At 63.3% G+C, this 16,502-nt stretch carries 14 protein-coding genes and 1 tRNA gene; 9 read left to right on the top strand and 6 right to left on the bottom strand.

The annotated features are described in order from the left end of the window. The first annotated feature begins 18 nt into the window (after positions 1-18). From DEIPH_RS16065 to DEIPH_RS16090, 8 genes are all read left to right on the top strand, one after another. Complete coding sequence (locus tag DEIPH_RS16065) at positions 19-744, top strand: glycosyltransferase family 2 protein (protein ID WP_034360077.1); 726 nt, start codon at positions 19-21, stop codon at positions 742-744. Continuing rightward, on the top strand, positions 741-1,991 hold the full coding sequence (locus tag DEIPH_RS16070; protein WP_152544995.1) for an oligosaccharide flippase family protein: 1,251 nt from the start codon (positions 741-743) through the stop codon (positions 1,989-1,991). The genes DEIPH_RS16065 and DEIPH_RS16070 overlap by 4 nt, the downstream gene beginning before the upstream one ends. 1 nt (position 1,992) lies before the next feature. Beyond that, positions 1,993-2,988 carry a glycosyltransferase family 2 protein gene (locus DEIPH_RS19410; protein ID WP_081790961.1) on the top strand — a complete coding sequence of 332 codons (996 nt, stop codon included), beginning with the start codon at positions 1,993-1,995 and terminating at the stop codon, positions 2,986-2,988. Between the two features lie 104 nt (positions 2,989-3,092). Next, positions 3,093-3,986, top strand: coding sequence for a glycosyltransferase (locus DEIPH_RS19415; RefSeq protein WP_161636082.1), 894 nt, complete (start codon positions 3,093-3,095; stop codon positions 3,984-3,986). A gap of 27 nt (positions 3,987-4,013) precedes the next feature. Continuing rightward, a complete protein-coding gene (locus tag DEIPH_RS16075; protein WP_152544996.1) occupies positions 4,014-5,336 on the top strand; it encodes a hypothetical protein in 1,323 nt (440 codons plus the stop codon). Beyond that, on the top strand, positions 5,333-6,391 hold the full coding sequence (locus DEIPH_RS16080) for a glycosyltransferase family 4 protein (RefSeq protein ID WP_034360056.1): 1,059 nt from the start codon (positions 5,333-5,335) through the stop codon (positions 6,389-6,391). Before DEIPH_RS16075 ends, DEIPH_RS16080 begins: the two co-directional genes overlap by 4 nt. Beyond that, positions 6,388-7,557: a glycosyltransferase family 4 protein gene (locus tag DEIPH_RS16085; protein WP_034360059.1), complete on the top strand. Its 1,170-nt coding sequence runs from the start codon at positions 6,388-6,390 to the stop codon at positions 7,555-7,557. The genes DEIPH_RS16080 and DEIPH_RS16085 overlap by 4 nt, the downstream gene beginning before the upstream one ends. Then, positions 7,554-8,726, top strand: coding sequence for a glycosyltransferase (locus tag DEIPH_RS16090; RefSeq protein ID WP_034360061.1), 1,173 nt, complete (start codon positions 7,554-7,556; stop codon positions 8,724-8,726). The genes DEIPH_RS16085 and DEIPH_RS16090 overlap by 4 nt, the downstream gene beginning before the upstream one ends. 158 nt (positions 8,727-8,884) lie before the next feature. Here the strand turns inward: DEIPH_RS16090 and DEIPH_RS16095 are convergent, their stop codons facing one another. From DEIPH_RS16095 to DEIPH_RS16105, 3 genes are all read right to left on the bottom strand, one after another. Further along, complete coding sequence (locus DEIPH_RS16095) at positions 8,885-9,853, bottom strand: hypothetical protein (RefSeq protein WP_034360063.1); 969 nt, start codon at positions 9,851-9,853, stop codon at positions 8,885-8,887. Next, positions 9,850-11,013 carry an O-antigen ligase family protein gene (locus tag DEIPH_RS16100; protein ID WP_051517455.1) on the bottom strand — a complete coding sequence of 388 codons (1,164 nt, stop codon included), beginning with the start codon at positions 11,011-11,013 and terminating at the stop codon, positions 9,850-9,852. The genes DEIPH_RS16095 and DEIPH_RS16100 overlap by 4 nt, the downstream gene beginning before the upstream one ends. Before the next feature lie 66 nt (positions 11,014-11,079). Further along, positions 11,080-11,154, bottom strand: a tRNA-Glu gene (locus DEIPH_RS16105). Between the two features lie 143 nt (positions 11,155-11,297). On the opposite strand from DEIPH_RS16105, the gene DEIPH_RS16110 reads away from it, so the two are divergent. Further along, positions 11,298-12,725, top strand: a complete 1,428-nt coding sequence (locus DEIPH_RS16110; RefSeq protein WP_034360066.1) for a phosphoglucomutase/phosphomannomutase family protein — start codon at positions 11,298-11,300, stop codon at positions 12,723-12,725. Positions 12,726-13,049: 324 nt separating this feature from the next. On the opposite strand, the gene lpdA is transcribed toward DEIPH_RS16110, so the two are convergent. From lpdA to DEIPH_RS16125, 3 genes are all read right to left on the bottom strand, one after another. After that, on the bottom strand, positions 13,050-14,456 hold the full coding sequence (gene lpdA / locus DEIPH_RS16115; RefSeq protein ID WP_034360067.1) for a dihydrolipoyl dehydrogenase: 1,407 nt from the start codon (positions 14,454-14,456) through the stop codon (positions 13,050-13,052). Positions 14,457-14,529: 73 nt separating this feature from the next. Next, positions 14,530-15,486: a pseudouridine-5'-phosphate glycosidase gene (locus DEIPH_RS16120; RefSeq protein WP_034360069.1), complete on the bottom strand. Its 957-nt coding sequence runs from the start codon at positions 15,484-15,486 to the stop codon at positions 14,530-14,532. Positions 15,487-15,565: 79 nt separating this feature from the next. Then, positions 15,566-16,495, bottom strand: coding sequence for a carbohydrate kinase family protein (locus tag DEIPH_RS16125; RefSeq protein WP_235183274.1), 930 nt, complete (start codon positions 16,493-16,495; stop codon positions 15,566-15,568). Positions 16,496-16,502 lie beyond the last annotated feature (7 nt).

Raw genomic sequence — 16,502 nt, forward strand, 5'->3', positions numbered from 1 at the left:
CCGCAGGTGGTTATTACCATGGCTGGTCATGGGAGCCGCTTTCGTGATGCAGGGTACAGCCTGCCCAAGTACCAGATTGAGGTCCATGGGCGAACACTGTTCGAATGGTCATTGCTGAGCTTGAGAGACTTCACCCGCATCGACGCTTCTTTTACCTTTGTCGCGCTGCGCGCGCATACCGTTCGGCCCTTTGTGGAGGCGATGGCTGGGAGACTTGGCTTGGCTTCTGTCCGTGTGGTGGAGCTTGACGAGGTAACGGATGGTCAGGCCACAACAGTGCTCGCGGCCGCCCCTGGGTTGGCTGAGAATGCGCCTCTCCTGATCTATAACATTGACACCTTTGTGGACCCGCGAGCGATTCGTGCTGCGGACTGGCAGGGTGACGGCTGGATAGTTTGTTTTCCTGGGGCTGGCTCGGGGTGGAGCTTCGCGCGTACGGTCAGCGAACACGACCTTCGGGTGACTGAGGTGCGTGAGAAGCAGCGCATTTCACCCCATGCGAGTGTTGGCCTCTACGGCTTTTCATCGCTGGCGTTGTACACTCGGGCCTACCACACCTACTACGCGGATGCAGCACGACTCGAAAAGGGGGAGAAATACATTGCTCCCCTCTACAATCAGCTTCTGGCCTGGCAGCGTCCCGTGTACGTGAGTGCCGTGGGCCAGGGTGCCGTTTACCCGCTGGGCACCCCGGAAGAAGTGCAGGCATTCGCGCTCCAGGTGCCTCCCGAGGTTCCCCGGTGAGCCGCCTGGTTGCTCCGGGGCGAAACTCAGTTCTGCGGTACTTCTCGGTGCTGGCGACAGGTTCGATGCTCGGCCTGTTGCTCAGCTTTCTGGTACAGGCTTACCTGTCGCGTGTGGTGACGGTCGAGACCTTCGGGCAGATCAATTATGCCCGGATCCTGATTGGGTACCTCATCTTGGCGCTGAATTTCGGTTTCGAAACGTATTTTTTGCGTGCGCTGGTGAGCAATGAATTGAGTCCGGGGCGGGCGGTGGCTTTACAACTCTCGGCCCGCCTGCCGCTCGCAATTCTGATGATGGTCGGCCTGTTGATCTGGGCAGGTATGGGTCACTGGTCTGTGCCCCGTCTGATTGTCACGCTGTACGGGCTGACTACCCTGGCTTATGTTCTGAATATCGATTGGCTGTTTCAGGTGCGCGAGCAGTTCTCCGCCCTTGCGGCCATCAACCTTGGTCGAGGACTGCTGGTGTTGGCCGGCACGCTGCTGCTGGTGCGTAGCCCCCACGACACGGTGAAGTATGTCGCCCTTGTCGCTCTGGCCGAGCTGGCCCGTGTTCTCTACCAGTGGTGGCGCTTACGCCCCCGCCTGGAAAGGGTCAGCCTCCGTCAACTCCTGCTAACAGTACGGACAAGTATACCCATCAGTGCATCGTTCTTTATGATCTCTTTGTATTATAATATTGACAGCATAATGCTGGGCCATTTCAGAAGTGATGCTGCTGTTGCTATATACGTTGCTGCCTACAACATCCTTACGCTGGCCATCTTACCAACTTCGCTTCTCTATCAAGCTTTTGGCCCAACTCTTGCCAGATCACCATGGAATATTGAGGTCTTCAGGCGTTATTTTGGTTCGACCATGGCTCTGGCCCTTGTGGTGTTTGTCGTGCTTTTCTTGCTCCACAGATTTGTTATTCTGACTCTATACGGGGAAAAATATGAGGCGTCGATACCTGTACTGATGCTTTTGTCATTTAACATCCTTTCCTCGTACCTTGCTGGGGCGTTTGCTAATCCTATTAATATCTGGGGTCAGCATATAAAATACTTTTGGATTGTCGCGTCGGGAGCGACAGTGAACGTCATCTTAAACTTTCTGTTAATTCCACGATATGGTATTCCGGCAGCCGTAGGGGCAACTATAACCAGCGAATTGGTGGTGGCGCTGCTCGCTATGTGGGCAATTTTTAGGGGATTTCGAACCTATTCTGAAGTAAAACCTTCAGTTAAAGTAGAAGGGGTCTGAGTTGACGCACAACAACGAGGCAATAGATAGTGATCGGATACTCTTAACTATAGCCATACCGAATTATAATGGTGGAGAGAACTTGAGGCGTGCTTTGGAGTCTTGTAATCACGTAGATCTAGAGGTGGTTGATTATGAGATCTTGGTCGTAGACAATTGTTCAACAGATAATTCTATAGCCATTGCTAAGGATTTCGCGCCCATTTATCAAAATCTAGTGCTAAAAGAAAATAATGCTAATCTTGGCAGGATTGGGAACTGGAATGAGTGCCTAAGATTTGCTAGAGGAAAATATATTATTTTTCTATTTGCAAACGACGAGATTGCGGAAAGCCCCCATTTAAAGAGAAAAATATCTTTAATGGATTCTCAAGCTCTAGGTTTATTACTATCTCCCTTTATTTTGGCTAGAGATAGTTCTAGGACGTTAGAAAAGAAAGAGGCTGGCAGTATCATATATAAGGAGCCATCTAAATTTATGGCTTCCTGTTTGGCTGATGCGGCCCTTCCTTATGCGCCGATTCAAGCGAATATCTATAACTTGGAAGTAATAAAAGATAGAAAGATTTTCTTCGATGAAGCCTTTGAGTTAACATCTGATCAAATATTCTCCTTTTATGTATCCTATTATTCTAAAAGAATCGCCTTTCATCCTATTCCACATATTATCTGGAATGCTACATCGACCAGATTCCATTCGCAAGTATCGATGGACATGGTTGTGGCTGAGGACCTTAGAACTTTGGAATATCTAGAACGACATCTGAAGATCAGGGTGTCCAAACATAGACAAAGTGCTGCACTGATTTGGCGTATTCTGCGTGAGAACGTGTTTGGCAACTCTGGTAAAGGTAAAGCTATTCGAGGGATTATACGCGATTCAAAACGACCTGAGCTCATCCTTCTCTGGCTACCCAGTATTTTATTTCATAAAAGTACCAGGAAAATGCTGAAGTCGTTCGCCGAACTCCGAAAAGCCGAAGGTAGATGGGATTAGCCCAACTTTGAAAACCAGCCTACTCACAGGCGTTGATTCGTAAATCCTGTTGCGAAACTATGGGAAGATCTCCCTCTAATATTCTGGGACACAAAGAGGTAAAAATGAGCAAAATTGTGGCCATTGTCGTAACCTACAATCGAGTAGATATGCTAGAAGAATGCGTCAATGCAATTTTAGCACAAAGCTATCCTCTATATAAGATATTAATTGTGAATAATGCGAGTACGGACAGTACGGGGAAGTTGATAGAGAAAATGGAAATAGATCACCCAGATTTGGTTCATGGAATAGAGTTGAAGAAAAATCTTGGTGGTGCTGGCGGTTTCACCTACGGATTACTGGCGGCCTCGCTGTATGATGCTGACTTTATATGGATGATGGATGATGACGTAGAGCCGAGGCGGGACTGCCTCGAGCATCTGCTGGCTGGTTTTGAGAAGCGAGAAGACGCAGATATGGTCTGCCCACTGGTTTATGGGATTCGTCGCCAAAAGATACAGGGCCACCAACACAAAGTTCTTGACAGATACCTGATGGACTCCGAGGCTCCAGTTAACGGAGAGGCGAGCCTGATAAAGCTGGATGCCAATGCCTTCGTTGGACCTCTTATCCGTGCGGCCTCTCTTTCAAGATATGGCCTCCCGATTTCGCAGTATTTCATCTGGGCTGACGATCTGGAGTACACTTTTAGAATCGGGAATGCTGGCAAGCTCTATTTGTCTAAAGATGCGGTTATAGATCACAAGGACCAGCAGGGGAAGCCAGTTGCCTGGAAGGCCTATTATGGCTTCAGAAACTATATGGATTTCATTCGTCTGCACCGTGAGCAGAGCAGCTGTTACGCTCTCAGCGTAGGCCTGCTTCTTTTTCGGTCTGCTCGGGCTACTATAAGCATCACACTCAAGGGTGACGATAAAAATCGGGGCAAGGCATATCTGGCACCTCTGGGTGCCCTTGACGGCCTGCTGGGCAACTGGAACAGGAACGTTCGCTAGGCCCGAGGACCTGCAACAAAGGGCAGCATGATTGGAATCCTTATTCTCGCGGTAATTGCCATCGGAGTTCTGTTGAAACGGAATCTGCTCCTGGCAGCGGCCATTCTCGCGGCCATCTTTCCAGCCAGCAGTATTCTCAATGCTTCAGGCAGCAACAGTGTGTCGGTAGCCCCCTTCTGGATGGTTGCCGTCATCATCTTCATGTATGCTGGCTTCTCTTTCTTGCTCGGTCGTAGGCCTCAGCGGCACACGCTTCGCCCGGAACTCTTCACCCTTCTGCTGACCTTCTACTGGGCTGTTGCGGTGTCCATGGTCGCTCCCCTGCTCTTCAAAGGCATGGGGGTCTTTTCCCCCCGTGGAGGAATCGACGAACAGGTCGGCAACCTCACTCCGCTGGGCTTCGGCATCAGCAATGTCGCGCAGGTGCTGTACGTCCTCCTTCTGGCCGTGTTCATTCTGTATGCCTCGGCGCGGGGGAGGGGACACCTGCGGTGGGTCAAGCTGGCGCTGGTTATGGCCGCCGCCTTCGGCCTCTACCAGTTTGTGGCCGACCGGTATCACCTGCCTTTCCCCACGGCATTGGTCTTCAACAACCAGGGGGTTGCCATCGGGAACAATCAGCGGATAGGCGAATTCCTGCGCATCAACAGCACCTTTACTGAACCCAGTACCGCCGGTGCCTTCTTTGCGGCGGGCGCGGTCAGCATGCTCGCCGTGGGGGCTTATGCATTGGCGGTCCTTTGTGTCCTCGGTGTCCTGCTGAGTACTTCCTCGACTGGCTACATCGCGCTTGTTCTCGGGGGCGTTCTCTTCTTTGCCTGGAACGTTTACCTGAAGGTCAGAAAGCGCAAGTTCCCGGTCGTTTTCGCGGGGGCGGCCCTGCTGCTGCTGCTGCTCGGTGCCGTGCTGATTTACCTGTTCGGCCTGGGCGAAATTCTGCTGGAATCCACGGTGAACAAGACGGGTTCCGTGAGCTTCAACAACAGAACGGCCTCTGATCTCTACGCGCTCAGCGTGGTCTGGCAGACCTTGGGCCTCGGTGTGGGGCTGGGCAGCAACAGGCCGAGCAGTTTCATCACGTATGTGCTGAGCAATATCGGCGTAGTGGGCCTGCTGCTGCTGCTCTCCTCGGTGCTGCTCGTCCTGCGGCGGCGGGGAGCGACCTGGGCGAGGTGGGGCCTCGTCACTTATCTCATTGCCAAGTCGCTGGGCGTGCCAGATTTCAGTGATCCCTGGCTCTGGATCTGGTTCTCTCTGGCCGTGGCCACAACGTCCCCAGGCGTGGGCAGACTGCCGTCACCTGCTGTGGTGACAGGAAGTTTTACCGAAAGGGTAAAGGGTAAAGCGTGAAAATCCTGCATATCCTGAATGAGTTCCGGGAGATCGGCAACGGCATCGTGAATGTCGCCACCGATCTGGCGTGCTTGCAGAGCCGGGAAGGGCATCAGGTGCTGGTCGCCTCGTCGGGTGGAGAGTACGAACATCTGCTCCTGGATTACGGCGGACGGCATGTCCGGCTCGATCAGCGGCGTCGCCCCCTGGAACTGGCGCGGGCGGCGCTGAAGTGGCGAGAAATCGTCCATGAGTTCGAGCCGGACATCGTTCACGCCCACATGATGACGGGGGTGATGCTGGCCCGTTTGTTGCGCGGGAGCGCGCCCTACCGCATCGTCACGACGGTCCACAACGAGTTTCAGCGAAGCGCCGACCTGATGCGCTATGGCGACCGCGTTGTCGCGGTCAGCGAGGCCGTCGGTGAGGCGATGGTGCGGCGCGGAACGCCCCGTCACAACTTGCGGGTGGTGCTGAACGGCACGCTGGGAAGCCCCCGCCGGGTGCCGCTGGAGAACCTGACCCCGGCAGAGTTGAAACGCCCCGCCATCGTGACCGTCGGGGCCGTGTCAGAGCGCAAGGGCAGCGATCTCCTGATCGAGGCCTTCCGGCGTGTGGCCCCGGCCCATCCCGAGGCCCAGCTCTATTTTGTGGGGGGCCGCGACTGGCCCGCCGCCGAAGAACTGGCCCGGGCCAGCGGCGTGGGGGGCCGCATTCATTTCGTCGGCTTCGAGCCTCAGCCACAGCGCTATCTGCTGGGTGCGGACATCTTCGCGTTTCCATCCCGTCAGGAACCGTTCGGGTTGGTGTTGCTGGAGGCCCGGGAAGCCGGGCTGCCCATTGTCGCCAGCGACGTGGACGGCATTCCCGAGGCCCTCTCGGGTGGGCGAGCGGGCCTCCTGATCCCTCCAGCCGACCCCACTTCACTGGCCGCAGCGCTGGACAGTCTGCTGAGTTCTGCCGCCCAGCGCGAGGAGTGGACCGCACGCGCCCGTCTAGGCATTGAGGCATTCAGCGTGGAGCGAATGCACCGCGAATACCTGAACGTTTACCGGGAGGTTCTGGAAGCATGACCCGGCGCATCCTGTTCGTGGACCAGAGTGGGCAACTCGGGGGGGGCGAGCTTTCACTGGTCGATGTGGCGGTTCACTTCTCGCCGGAAAGCGAAGTGGTCCTTTTTGAGGATGGTCCCTTCAGAACCCACCTGGAGGCGGCGGGGGTCCGGGTGCAAGTGTTGGAAGCCCCCCGGGGACTGCGGAACGTGCGCCGCGAGGGAGGAGGTGGACTGGGACTGGGCGCGGTGCCCGGTGTGCTGGCCCTGGCCCGCCGCTTGGCCCGTGCGGCCCGGGGCTATGACCTGATTGCGCCCAACACCCAGAAAGCGTTGGTGGTCTCGGCCCTGGCGGGCGTGCTGGCGCGGAAGCCGGTGCTGTGGTTCCTGCGCGACATCCTGAGTCCGGAGCATTTCAGCCGCCCCATCCGGCAACTGGTGGTCACCCTGTGTAACAAAGTGGTCACCCGCGTGATCGCCAACTCGCGGGCCAGCGCGGAGGCGTTCGTGCTGGCGGGGGGAAACCTCCGTCGGGTGCGTGTCCTGCATGACGGACTCGACACGGCGGCCCTGCTGCGGCAGGCGGGTGAGGGTGTGCCGGACCTGCGCGCCTCCCTGGGCCTGACCACCGAACCCCTGGTCGGCGTCTTCAGTCGCCTCTCGCCCTGGAAAGGCCAGCATGTCCTGCTGCGCGCCCTGACGGAATTGCCCGGGGTTCATGCCCTGCTCGTGGGGGACGCCCTGTTTGGCGAGGAGGCGTATGCCCAGGAACTGCGCCGCCTGACCCGGGAGTGGGGTCTGGAAGACCGGGTCCACTTCCTGGGGTTTCGCGGCGACGTGCCCGCCCTGATGCGGTCGGTCGACGTGGTTTTGCACACCTCCACGGCAGCCGAGCCGCTGGGCCGGGTGATTCTGGAAGGGATGCTGGCACGCCGCCCCGTGATTGCCACGGCAGCAGGCGGCGCACTGGAGATCGTGCGGGACGGGGAAAGCGGCCTGCTGGTGCCGCCTGGAGAGGCCCCGGCTCTGGCGGCGGCCATTCGCCGGGTGCTGGACGACCGGGCACTGGCAGAGCGGCTGGTGGCCCGTGGCCTCCGGCGTGCTCAGGAAGGCTTCGGGCTAGCGTCTATGCTGGTGAGATTGCAGGGCGAGATAGATTCGATTGTCGCTGTGGAGGCCGAACGATGAAAACCGCCCTGATCCATGACTGGCTCGCCGGCGGCAATGCCGGAGCCGAGAAGGTGCTGTTCGAGTTGCTGGCCACCTTGCCGGGTAGCCCGATCTATACGATGGTCTACCAGCCCGAAGACTTCCGGGGCACCCCGTTGGAGGGTGCGGACGTGCGTCCCGGCCTGGTACAGCGGCTGCCGCGTGGGGTCCAGAATTACCGGACCTACCTGCCGCTGATGCCCTACGCCGTGGAGCAGTTCGACCTGACGGAGTACGACCTGATCGTCTCCAGCAGCCATGCCGTCGCCAAGGGCGTGCTGGTCGGAGCGGGACAGCTGCACCTCAGTTACGTCCACTCGCCGATTCGGTACGCCTGGGACCTGTACCAGCAGTATCTGCGCGAGGCCAACCTGACCAGCGGCGTCAAGGCCACCCTGGCAAAAATGATCCTGCACTACATCCGGCTGTGGGACAGCAGCACCGCCAACCGGGTAGACGTCTTCCTGGCCAACAGCGAGTATGTGGCGCAGCGCATCTGGCGCACCTACCGCCGCCCGGCCCGGGTGCTGTATCCCCCGGTCGAGGTGTCGCGCTTCGATCCGGCCCGGCCGCGTGAGGACTTCTACCTCACCATGTCGCGCCTGGTGCCCTACAAGAAGATCGACCTGATCGCCGAAACCTTCAGCCGCCTGGGCAAACCGCTGGTGGTGATCGGCGGCGGACCGGACTGGGAGAAGGTGAAGGCGCTGGCCGGGCCGAATGTGCAACTTCTGGGCCGGCAGCCCGACGAGGTGGTGGCCGACCATATGGCGCGTTGCCGGGCCTTCGTGTTCGCCGCCGACGAGGACTTCGGGATCGTGCCGGTCGAGGCCCAGGCGGCGGGTGCGCCCGTGATCGCCTACGGCAAGGGCGGCACGTTGGAAACGGTGATTCCGAACCGGACGGGCGTGTTCTTCGGTCAGCAGAACGTGGAGAGCCTGGCGCGGGCGGTCCGGCTCTTCGAGGAGCAGGCCGGGGCCTTTGATCCTCGTGTCAGCCGGCAGAATGCTGAACGTTTCCGGCCAGAACGCTTCCGGCAGGAGTTCGGGGCCATCGTGGACGTCGCCTACCGGGCCAGACAGGCGGGCGAAGACCCGGAAAGGGCCGTACTGAACCTGCCTCTCGGGGTGCAGGTGGAGCCAGCGTAAGCCGGACTCCGCTGGAATCCCGTACAGCACCGCTGTGCTTTATGGGGTTCCATCCGGGCGGATGCGAGGGGGAGAAAGGGCGGGTTTCGCGTTGTGGCCGCACATCCCGTGCACTTTGCAGGATGTACGGGAACCAGGCGGAATCTGGATAAGCCGGTTCAGGGCTGCCCACGGAACCGAAGGAACAGCAGCCGGGAAAGCAGCAGCAAGAGCAGGACCAGTCCGGCCCCGGCCCACAGCCGGTGGGCATAAGAATCGGAAGCGGGATGCAGCAGGAGCCGCTCGGTGTAGAAGCTGACCTGATCCGTCCGCACCGAAACCTCTGTCAGCAGGTAGCTGGTGTCACGCACCGCGCCCCCCCCCTCGGCGCGAATCTGCAACCGGTGCAGGCCGGGTGAGGAGCGGGGAAATTCCGTGCTCCCCCGCACCAGCCCTGCGCCGGGTTGCCGGGGCGTCCGGTAAAAGGGCCGCCCGTCCAGGGAGAAGGTGAACTGCTGCCCTTCGCGCTGCCGCAGCAGGCCGAAGTCGAGGACCGGGCGCGGCGCGCTGGCCGGCTCCCGAAGCTGGAATTCCAGGGTCAACCCCTCCTGCGAGACGGGCAGATACCGGCCCGGCGTCTTGAAGACGAACTGTCCCAGCTTCAGGACGGCCGGCTCGCGCAGCAGATCGGCGGGCAGGGACAAGGCCGGTCTGGTTTCGGGCCGGGGCAGCAGGTCCAGGCGGTAGAACGCGGTGCTCAGGTCCCGGGGGTCGGCTCCGGCAGGGAGGGGGCTGCCGTCGCTCAGGCGGCTGAGGTTGGACCGGAAGGTCAGGCTATGGGGACCGGCAGGCAGCCTCAAGCTGGTCGCCTGGCCGAATTGTTTGTCGCCGCCGCCGTTGTTGTACTGAAACCGCCCGATCTGCCGGCCGTCCAGCCAGACCGAGATGCGCTGGTCCATCTGGCCCAGGTAGCCGGTGTAGTCGAGGACGACCGTCTGGGGCGTGGGCAGGACAAAACGCAGCGACGCTTCCTTGCCGAGCGTCCAGCGACCCCACCACTCCTGATCGCTGAACCCCTGCACGTCCGGCTGCGGCGGTTGACCGGGCAGCTGGACCTGAGGAACAAGGTGGGCGCTGTCCGGACTCATGGCCGGTCCCGGCTGGGCGAACGGGCGGCGCAAGCCAGGCCCATGCCCACCGTGGCCCACCACAGTTCCGCGAAATGCTGGCTGGGGACGGCCACGACCACGTCCACCAGATTCATCGCCGTGTAACCGAAGAAGAGGGCATTCAGCATCAGGTCGCCCCCGCGCAGGATCAGCCAGCCGCCGTATCCCATCACGGCCAGCAGGCCGAGTGTCCCGATGCCCCCCGTTTCCAGCAGCCAGTGCAGCCAGGCATTATGGGCGGTGGACCAGACGCCGTAGAACGTCTCCAGCCACGCCGGGCAGGGCACGTCGTTGCGGCCCAGCGTGGGCGTGAGCTGACAGAGATCCTTGAAGAGGTAGGTCAGGTAAGGTCCCCCCTGATACGGCCCGACCCCGCCCCAGGGATGCGTGAGCCACCCCGACAGGGCGTCCCTCCAGATCAGGTCACGGCCCGAGAGCTGGTCGCTGAGCAGGCGGCTGACGGGCTGAACGGGCAGATCGAAGACGACGATGGCTGCTCCGGCCAGTGCCAGTGCGGCCAGCGGCAGCAGCAGCCAGCGCCCCGCCCGGCCCGCCACAGCCAGCGCCGCTCCGCTTCCTGCTACCAGCGCCAGCAGCGGTCCCCGGCTCCCCGCCGCCAGAAAGGTGGCCAGGGCCAGCAGCCCGGCCGGGACGCGCCACCACAGCCGCCCGCCCTGCCAGAATACGACCAGCCACAGCGCGACCACCGCGACCAACCCCAGCGACACGATGTAGTAGTAGGGGTGGCCGAGCCGCTCCTGCACCCCCGCGAAGCCCTGCGTGGCCAGCGTGTACCCCCAGGCGGTCGCAAAGATGACCAACTGGCCCCACAGCAGCGGCCTCAGGTTCCGGCTTTCCCGCAGATAGACCCCTGCCGCGATCATGCTCAGGATCAACAGGGTGCGCCCCGCCGCCAGGCCTAGCGACAGCAGGGGCCGGGGCGTGAAGAGGGCCGCCACCAGTTGCGTGCTGGCAAAGAAGAACAGGACAGAGCGTGCGGTCAGTGGGAGTGTCCGCAACTGGCCCAGGCAGCCCAGCGCGGCCAGATACAGGGGCGGAAAGACCGGCACGAGCGCGATCAGCCAGCGCACCCAGTTCGGCGGGGTGGAAGGGGGGGCGGCAGCCGGGGGAGAAGGCACGCGCGCCAGTATAGGGAGCGGGGACAGGGCCAAACAAAAAACCCCCGCCGAGGCGGAGGCTTTCAGTGGTGACCCCAACGGGATTCGAACCCGTATCGCTACCTTGAAAGGGTAGTGTCCTAACCGTTAGACGATGGGGCCACACCTTGTCCGGCCTGCTTGCGCCTGCCGTCCCTTTCAGGGGTGCTTTTCAGCACGACGGGAATCATAGCGGAGGGCCGGGGTTTCGTCAACGGGGGATCAGGCGCGGGTTGCTACACTCACAAACCGGAGTGAGCTGACTGATGCCTATCGAGTTCGGAACCGACGGCTGGCGGGACGTCATCGCGGAGGATTTCACCTACGAGAATGTCCGGCGGGTCGCGCGGGCACATGCCCATGTTCTGCGGGCCGGAGGTGGAAAGACGGTTGTCGTGGGCTTCGACACGCGTTTCCAGGGAGCCAACTTCGCCCGGGTCGCGGCGGAGGCTCTGGCCCAGGGGGGGCTGAACGTCCTGCTGGCAGGCGAGTTTTTGCCCACGCCCGCGCTGTCCTTCGCCGCCGTGCATCACGGGGCGGCGGGCGGCGTGATGCTCACGGCCAGCCACAACCCGCCGCAGTACAGCGGCTACAAGATCAAGGGGGCTTATGGTGGCAGCGCGACCCCCGCCCTGGTGGCCGAGGTCGAACGGGCGCTCACGCAGCCGCAGGTCTATGATGGCCCGCCCGGAACCGTTCAGCCCTTCGACATCCGGGAGGCGTACTACGCCCAGCTCGACCGGCAGCTCGATCTGAGCACCCTGCGGGGCTACCGGGGAACGGTCATTCACGACGCCATGGGCGGTGCGGCGTGCGGGTGGCTGACCGGCTACGCGCGCCACGCGGCCCTGAGCCTCGACCTGCGTGAGCTGCACGGCCAGCCCGACCCCATGTTTTACGGCGTGAACCCGGAACCGGTCCCCCAGAACCTCGGGGAGCTGATGGACCGACTGGCGGGCGAGACGGGCACGGCCCTGGGAGTGGTCACCGACGGGGACGCGGACCGGGTGGGGGCGGTCACGGCGGGGGGGCGCTTTTTCAACAGCCACCAGATTTTCGCGGTGCTGCTGCGGCACTTGTACGGGCGCGGTCTGCGTGGGCGCGTCGTGAAAACGGTGTCGGGCAGCCGGGTGATCGAGCTGCTCGCAGAGCGGCTGGGGCTGGAGCTGCTGGAGACACCGGTGGGCTTCAAATACATCACCGACGCCTTCCTGGAAGGCGAGCAGGACGGGTCGCTGGCCGTGCTGATGGGCGGCGAGGAATCCGGCGGGCTGGCCTCGCGCGGGCATATTCCCGAGCGAGACGGGCTGCTCAACAGCCTGCTGATGATCGAGGCGGTCGCGGCCAGTGGCCGCAGCCTGGACGACCTCTTCGCCGGAATCGAGGCCGAGGTGGGGTTCCGGCACCACTACGGCCGCAATGACCTGCACCTCAGCGCCGCCTTCGACAAGGCCGCGTTGCTGAGGGAAGCGGAGGGGTATGCGGAGGTCGCGGGCCATCCGGTCGAGGGCCTGAAGACCACCGACGGCGTGAAGCTGCTGCTGGCAGGCGGGGCGTCGGTCATGTTCCGCGCCTCCGGCACCGAACCGGTCGTGCGCGTGTACGTGGAGGCGCAGACGCCGGGGGCCGTGCAGGCCATCCTGGCGGAGGCGACCCGGCGCGTCCTGGCGCTGGACGTGGGCCAGCCCGTCTGAGCCAAAAGGGGAGGGGCGGGGAGGCCAGAGCTTTCCCGCCCCTCTTCTCTCCGGAATTATACGGATTCCGTCTGTTGCGTTAACAAACCGAGAGAGCGCCAGTTTGTCAACTCCACGCCCGGAACCCGTTTTTCTCCTTCTCGCTTCGCTCGGATTGCAGGTTTACGTGTAAACCTTTCAACCGGAGTCCGTATTAAGTGGCAGGCGGCTACAGTTTCGCCCTTCTGGGAAACGACACCCGGAAGCGCTCCACCTCCGCCACCCGCCACTTTTTGGCTTCTCGCTCCGCTCGGGGTGATGATGCCATCATCACCCGCCAGCGACTTACATGTGCAGCGCGCGTTTATCGGTGGCCAGGGCCGCTTCCTTCACCACTTCGGAGAGGGTGGGGTGGGCGTGGACGGTGCGGGCCAGGTCCTCGGCGCTGCCGCCGAACTCCATGATGGCGACCGTCTCCCCGATCAGCTCGGAGACGTTGGGGCCGACCATGTGGACGCCCAGAATCTTGTCGGTGTCCGCGTCCGCAACGACCTTCACGAAGCCGCGCGGGTCGCCGTGCCCCAGCGCGCGCCCGTTGGCGCTGAAGGGGAACTGGCCGGTCTTGACCTTCAGGCCCTTTTCCTTGGCCCCCTTCTCGGTCAGGCCCGCCCAGGCGATCTCGGGGCTGGTGTAGATCACCCAGGGGATCACGGCGTAGTTGACGTGCCCGGCCTGCCCGGCGAGCTGCTCGGCCACCGCCACGCCTTCTTCCTCCGCCTTGTGGGCCAGCATCGCGCCGCCGATCACGTCACCGATGGCGTAGACGCCGGGGAGGTTGGTGCGGTAGTGGTCGTCCACCTTCACGAAGCCGCGCTCGTCGAGCTGGAGGCCCACCGCGTCCGCGCCCAGCCCCGCCGTGTGCGGCACGCGCCCGATGGACACGATCAGCTTGTCGAACTGCGCGGTGACGGCCTGGCCCTTCTCCTCGTAGGTGACGGTGACGCCCGAGTCGCCTTGCTTCACCTCGGTGATCTGGACGCTGAAGTGGAAGTCCAGGCCCTGCTTCTGGAGCTGCTTGAGGGCTTCCTTGCTGATCGCGTCGTCGGCGGCCAGCAGGAAGCCGGGCAGGGCTTCCAGCACGGTCACCTGCGCGCCGAGCCGCCGCCACACGCTGCCGAGTTCCACGCCGATCACGCCCGCGCCGATCACGCCGAGCTTGCCGGGGACCTGCTCAAAGGCCAGCGCGCCCGAGTTGTCCACGATGTTCCCGCCGAAGGGGGCGCCGGGCAGCGCGCGGGGGCTGCTGCCGGTCGCCACGATCACGTTCTTCGCACGCACTTCGGTGCCTGCCGCGTCCACGATCCAGCCGTCCCCATCCTGGCGGACGAGTCGGCCCAGGCCGTGAAGGCTGGTGATCTTGTTCTTCTTGAACAGGTAGGCGATGCCCCCCGTCAGCTTGTCCACCACGCTTTCCTTGCGGCCCAGCATCTTGCCCAGGTCCACGCGCGCGCCGTCCACCTGGATGCCGTGTTCGGCGGCCTCGTGGTTGATCATCTCGAACTTCTCGCTGGAATCGAGCATGGCCTTGCTGGGAATGCAGCCCACGTTCAGGCAGGTGCCGCCCAGAGAGGCCTTGCCGCCCCGCTCGAAGGCGTCCACGCAGGCCACCTTGAACCCGAGCTGCGCGGCACGAATCGCGGCCACATACCCGGCGGGGCCGCCGCCAATCACCAACACGTCGTAAGAGTCCATAACCACCGTCGAGCGTACCACCCGCTTCTCAGGCCGATTGCGGCGCGTTCCCGTCAGAGGGACAGGTGGAGGGTTACTTCGTCGCCGCCTGCAAGCCGGCATACTCAGCCGCCACCCGCGCCGCCACCGCCGCGTTGTGCATCACCAGGGCGATGTTCGTCGCCAGGCTGCGGCCCCCGGTAATTTCCACGATGCGGCCCAGCAGATACGGCGTCGTCTCCTTGCCGCTCAGGCCCAGGGCCGCCATGTCCGCGAGCGCCTGCTCGATCTGGGGCGTGATCTCGGCGGCGGGAATCTCGGCCTCGGCCGGAACCGGGTTGGCGAGCAGCACGCCGCCGCTCAGGCCCAGGGTCCACTTGGCGTGCAGGACGCGGGCGGCCTCGGCCTCCGTCTGAACGGTGAGGGGGGAGGCGAAGCCGCTCCGGCGCGAGTAGAAGGCCGGGAACTCTCCGCTCCCCAGCGTAAGGGCGGGCACGCCGTGCGTTTCCAGCACCTCCAGCGTCAGGCCGATGTCGAGAATGCTCTTGACTCCGGCGCTGACCACGCACACGTCGGTGCGGGCGAGTTCGGTGAGGTCGGCGCTGATGTCCATGCTCTCGCCCGCGCCCCGGTGGACGCCGCCCGTGCCGCCCGTGGCGAACACCCGGATGCCCGCCAGCGAGGCGATCCGCATGGTGGAGGCCACCGTGGTCGCGCCGTGCCCGCCCAGCGCGACGGTGAAGGGCAGGTCGCGGGTGCTGATCTTCTGCACCGTCTTGTCGGTCGCCAGCAGTTCGAGTTCGTCCGGCGTCAGCCCGACCTTGAGGCGACCGCCCAGCACGGCGATGGTCGCGGGGGTCGCGCCGTTCTCCCGCACGACCGCCTCCACATCGCGTGCCATCTCCACATTCTGCGGGTACGGCATCCCGTGGCTGATGATGGTGCTTTCCAGGGCCACGACCGGCCCGCCCTGGGCCAGCGCGGCGGCGACTTCGGGGTGAATGTCCATGAGCTGAGCGACTTCGGGGCGGATGGGGAGGGGGGTGGACATGGGGACTCCTTTTTGACGGGGTGTTTCTGGCTGAGTGTTGTTGACCGGGTGTCTGGTGGGGTGGCGTGTGGAGGTCGATCTATGCTCCGGAGCTTTGCAGACGTGCCCGCACCGCACCGGGCGTGAGGGTGGGGGAGACGGCCTCGGCGCTCTCGACCGTCAGGGCGGCGGCGGCGTGGCCGTGCCGGGCCGCCTCGGCGGGAGCGTGCCCCGTGAGGAGGGCCGCCAGATACGCGGCGAGCATCGCGTCGCCCGCGCCGGTCACGTCGGCCACCCGGGCGGGGAGGGCGGGGAGTTCGGTCACGCCGTCCGGACCGGACAGCAGGCTGCCCCGCCGCCCCCGGCGCACCCACACGGTCTGGATGCCCCGCGCGTGCAGTTCGGCCGCGGCTTCCCGGATGGCCGGGGCCGTATCGGCCACGTCCCGGCCCACCAGGGCCGCCAGTTCGGCGGCGTTCGGGGTGACCAGCTCCGGCGCGAGGCCCGCTTGCAGGGCCGGGAGGAGCCGGGCCGCCTTGGGCACGCTGACCGGCTCGAAGGTCACCGGCACACCCACCTCGGCGCAGAGGGTCAGCAGGTGCGTCAGCGTCTCCGCGCCCAGGTTCCCGTCGGCCACGGCCCAGGACGCGCCGCGCAGCACGCCCCGGCACTCGTTCAGCGCGGCGGGGGTCAGGGCGTCGGTGGCGCCCATCGCCGCCACCGCGATCAGCAGCTCGCCCCGGTCGTCCAGCACGGCCGTGTAGGTCCCGGTCGGGCCGTCCAGGCGCAGGACGCTCCGCACGTCCACGCCCGCCGCTTCCGTCTCTCGCAGCAACAGGTCACCGGGGGCATCCCGCCCGACCGCCGCGATCAGGTGCGCCGGCACGCCCAGCCGCGCCAGATTCTCCGCGATGTTGCGGGCCACGCCCCCTGCCGCCTGGCGGGTCACGCCGGGATTGCTGGTGCCCGGCACGGCGGGGGCGAGGGTGCGGGCCTTCACGTCCAGGTTCGCGCCGCCGACCACCACCACGCGCGGG

This window comes from Deinococcus phoenicis (genome assembly GCF_000599865.1).
In the GTDB taxonomy this organism is placed as follows: domain Bacteria; phylum Deinococcota; class Deinococci; order Deinococcales; family Deinococcaceae; genus Deinococcus; species Deinococcus phoenicis.

Coding starts and splice junctions, on each gene's coding strand:
- DEIPH_RS16110 (WP_034360066.1), top strand. CDS start 11,298: ATGCCTATCGAGTTCGGAACCGACGGCTGGCGGGACGTCATCGCGGAG.
- DEIPH_RS19415 (WP_161636082.1), top strand. CDS start 3,093: ATGAGCAAAATTGTGGCCATTGTCGTAACCTACAATCGAGTAGATATG.
- DEIPH_RS16065 (WP_034360077.1), top strand. CDS start 19: ATGGCTGGTCATGGGAGCCGCTTTCGTGATGCAGGGTACAGCCTGCCC.
- DEIPH_RS16085 (WP_034360059.1), top strand. CDS start 6,388: ATGACCCGGCGCATCCTGTTCGTGGACCAGAGTGGGCAACTCGGGGGG.
- DEIPH_RS16095 (WP_034360063.1), bottom strand. CDS start 9,853: ATGAGTCCGGACAGCGCCCACCTTGTTCCTCAGGTCCAGCTGCCCGGT.
- DEIPH_RS16120 (WP_034360069.1), bottom strand. CDS start 15,486: ATGTCCACCCCCCTCCCCATCCGCCCCGAAGTCGCTCAGCTCATGGAC.
- DEIPH_RS16090 (WP_034360061.1), top strand. CDS start 7,554: ATGAAAACCGCCCTGATCCATGACTGGCTCGCCGGCGGCAATGCCGGA.
- DEIPH_RS16075 (WP_152544996.1), top strand. CDS start 4,014: ATGATTGGAATCCTTATTCTCGCGGTAATTGCCATCGGAGTTCTGTTG.
- lpdA (WP_034360067.1), bottom strand. CDS start 14,456: ATGGACTCTTACGACGTGTTGGTGATTGGCGGCGGCCCCGCCGGGTAT.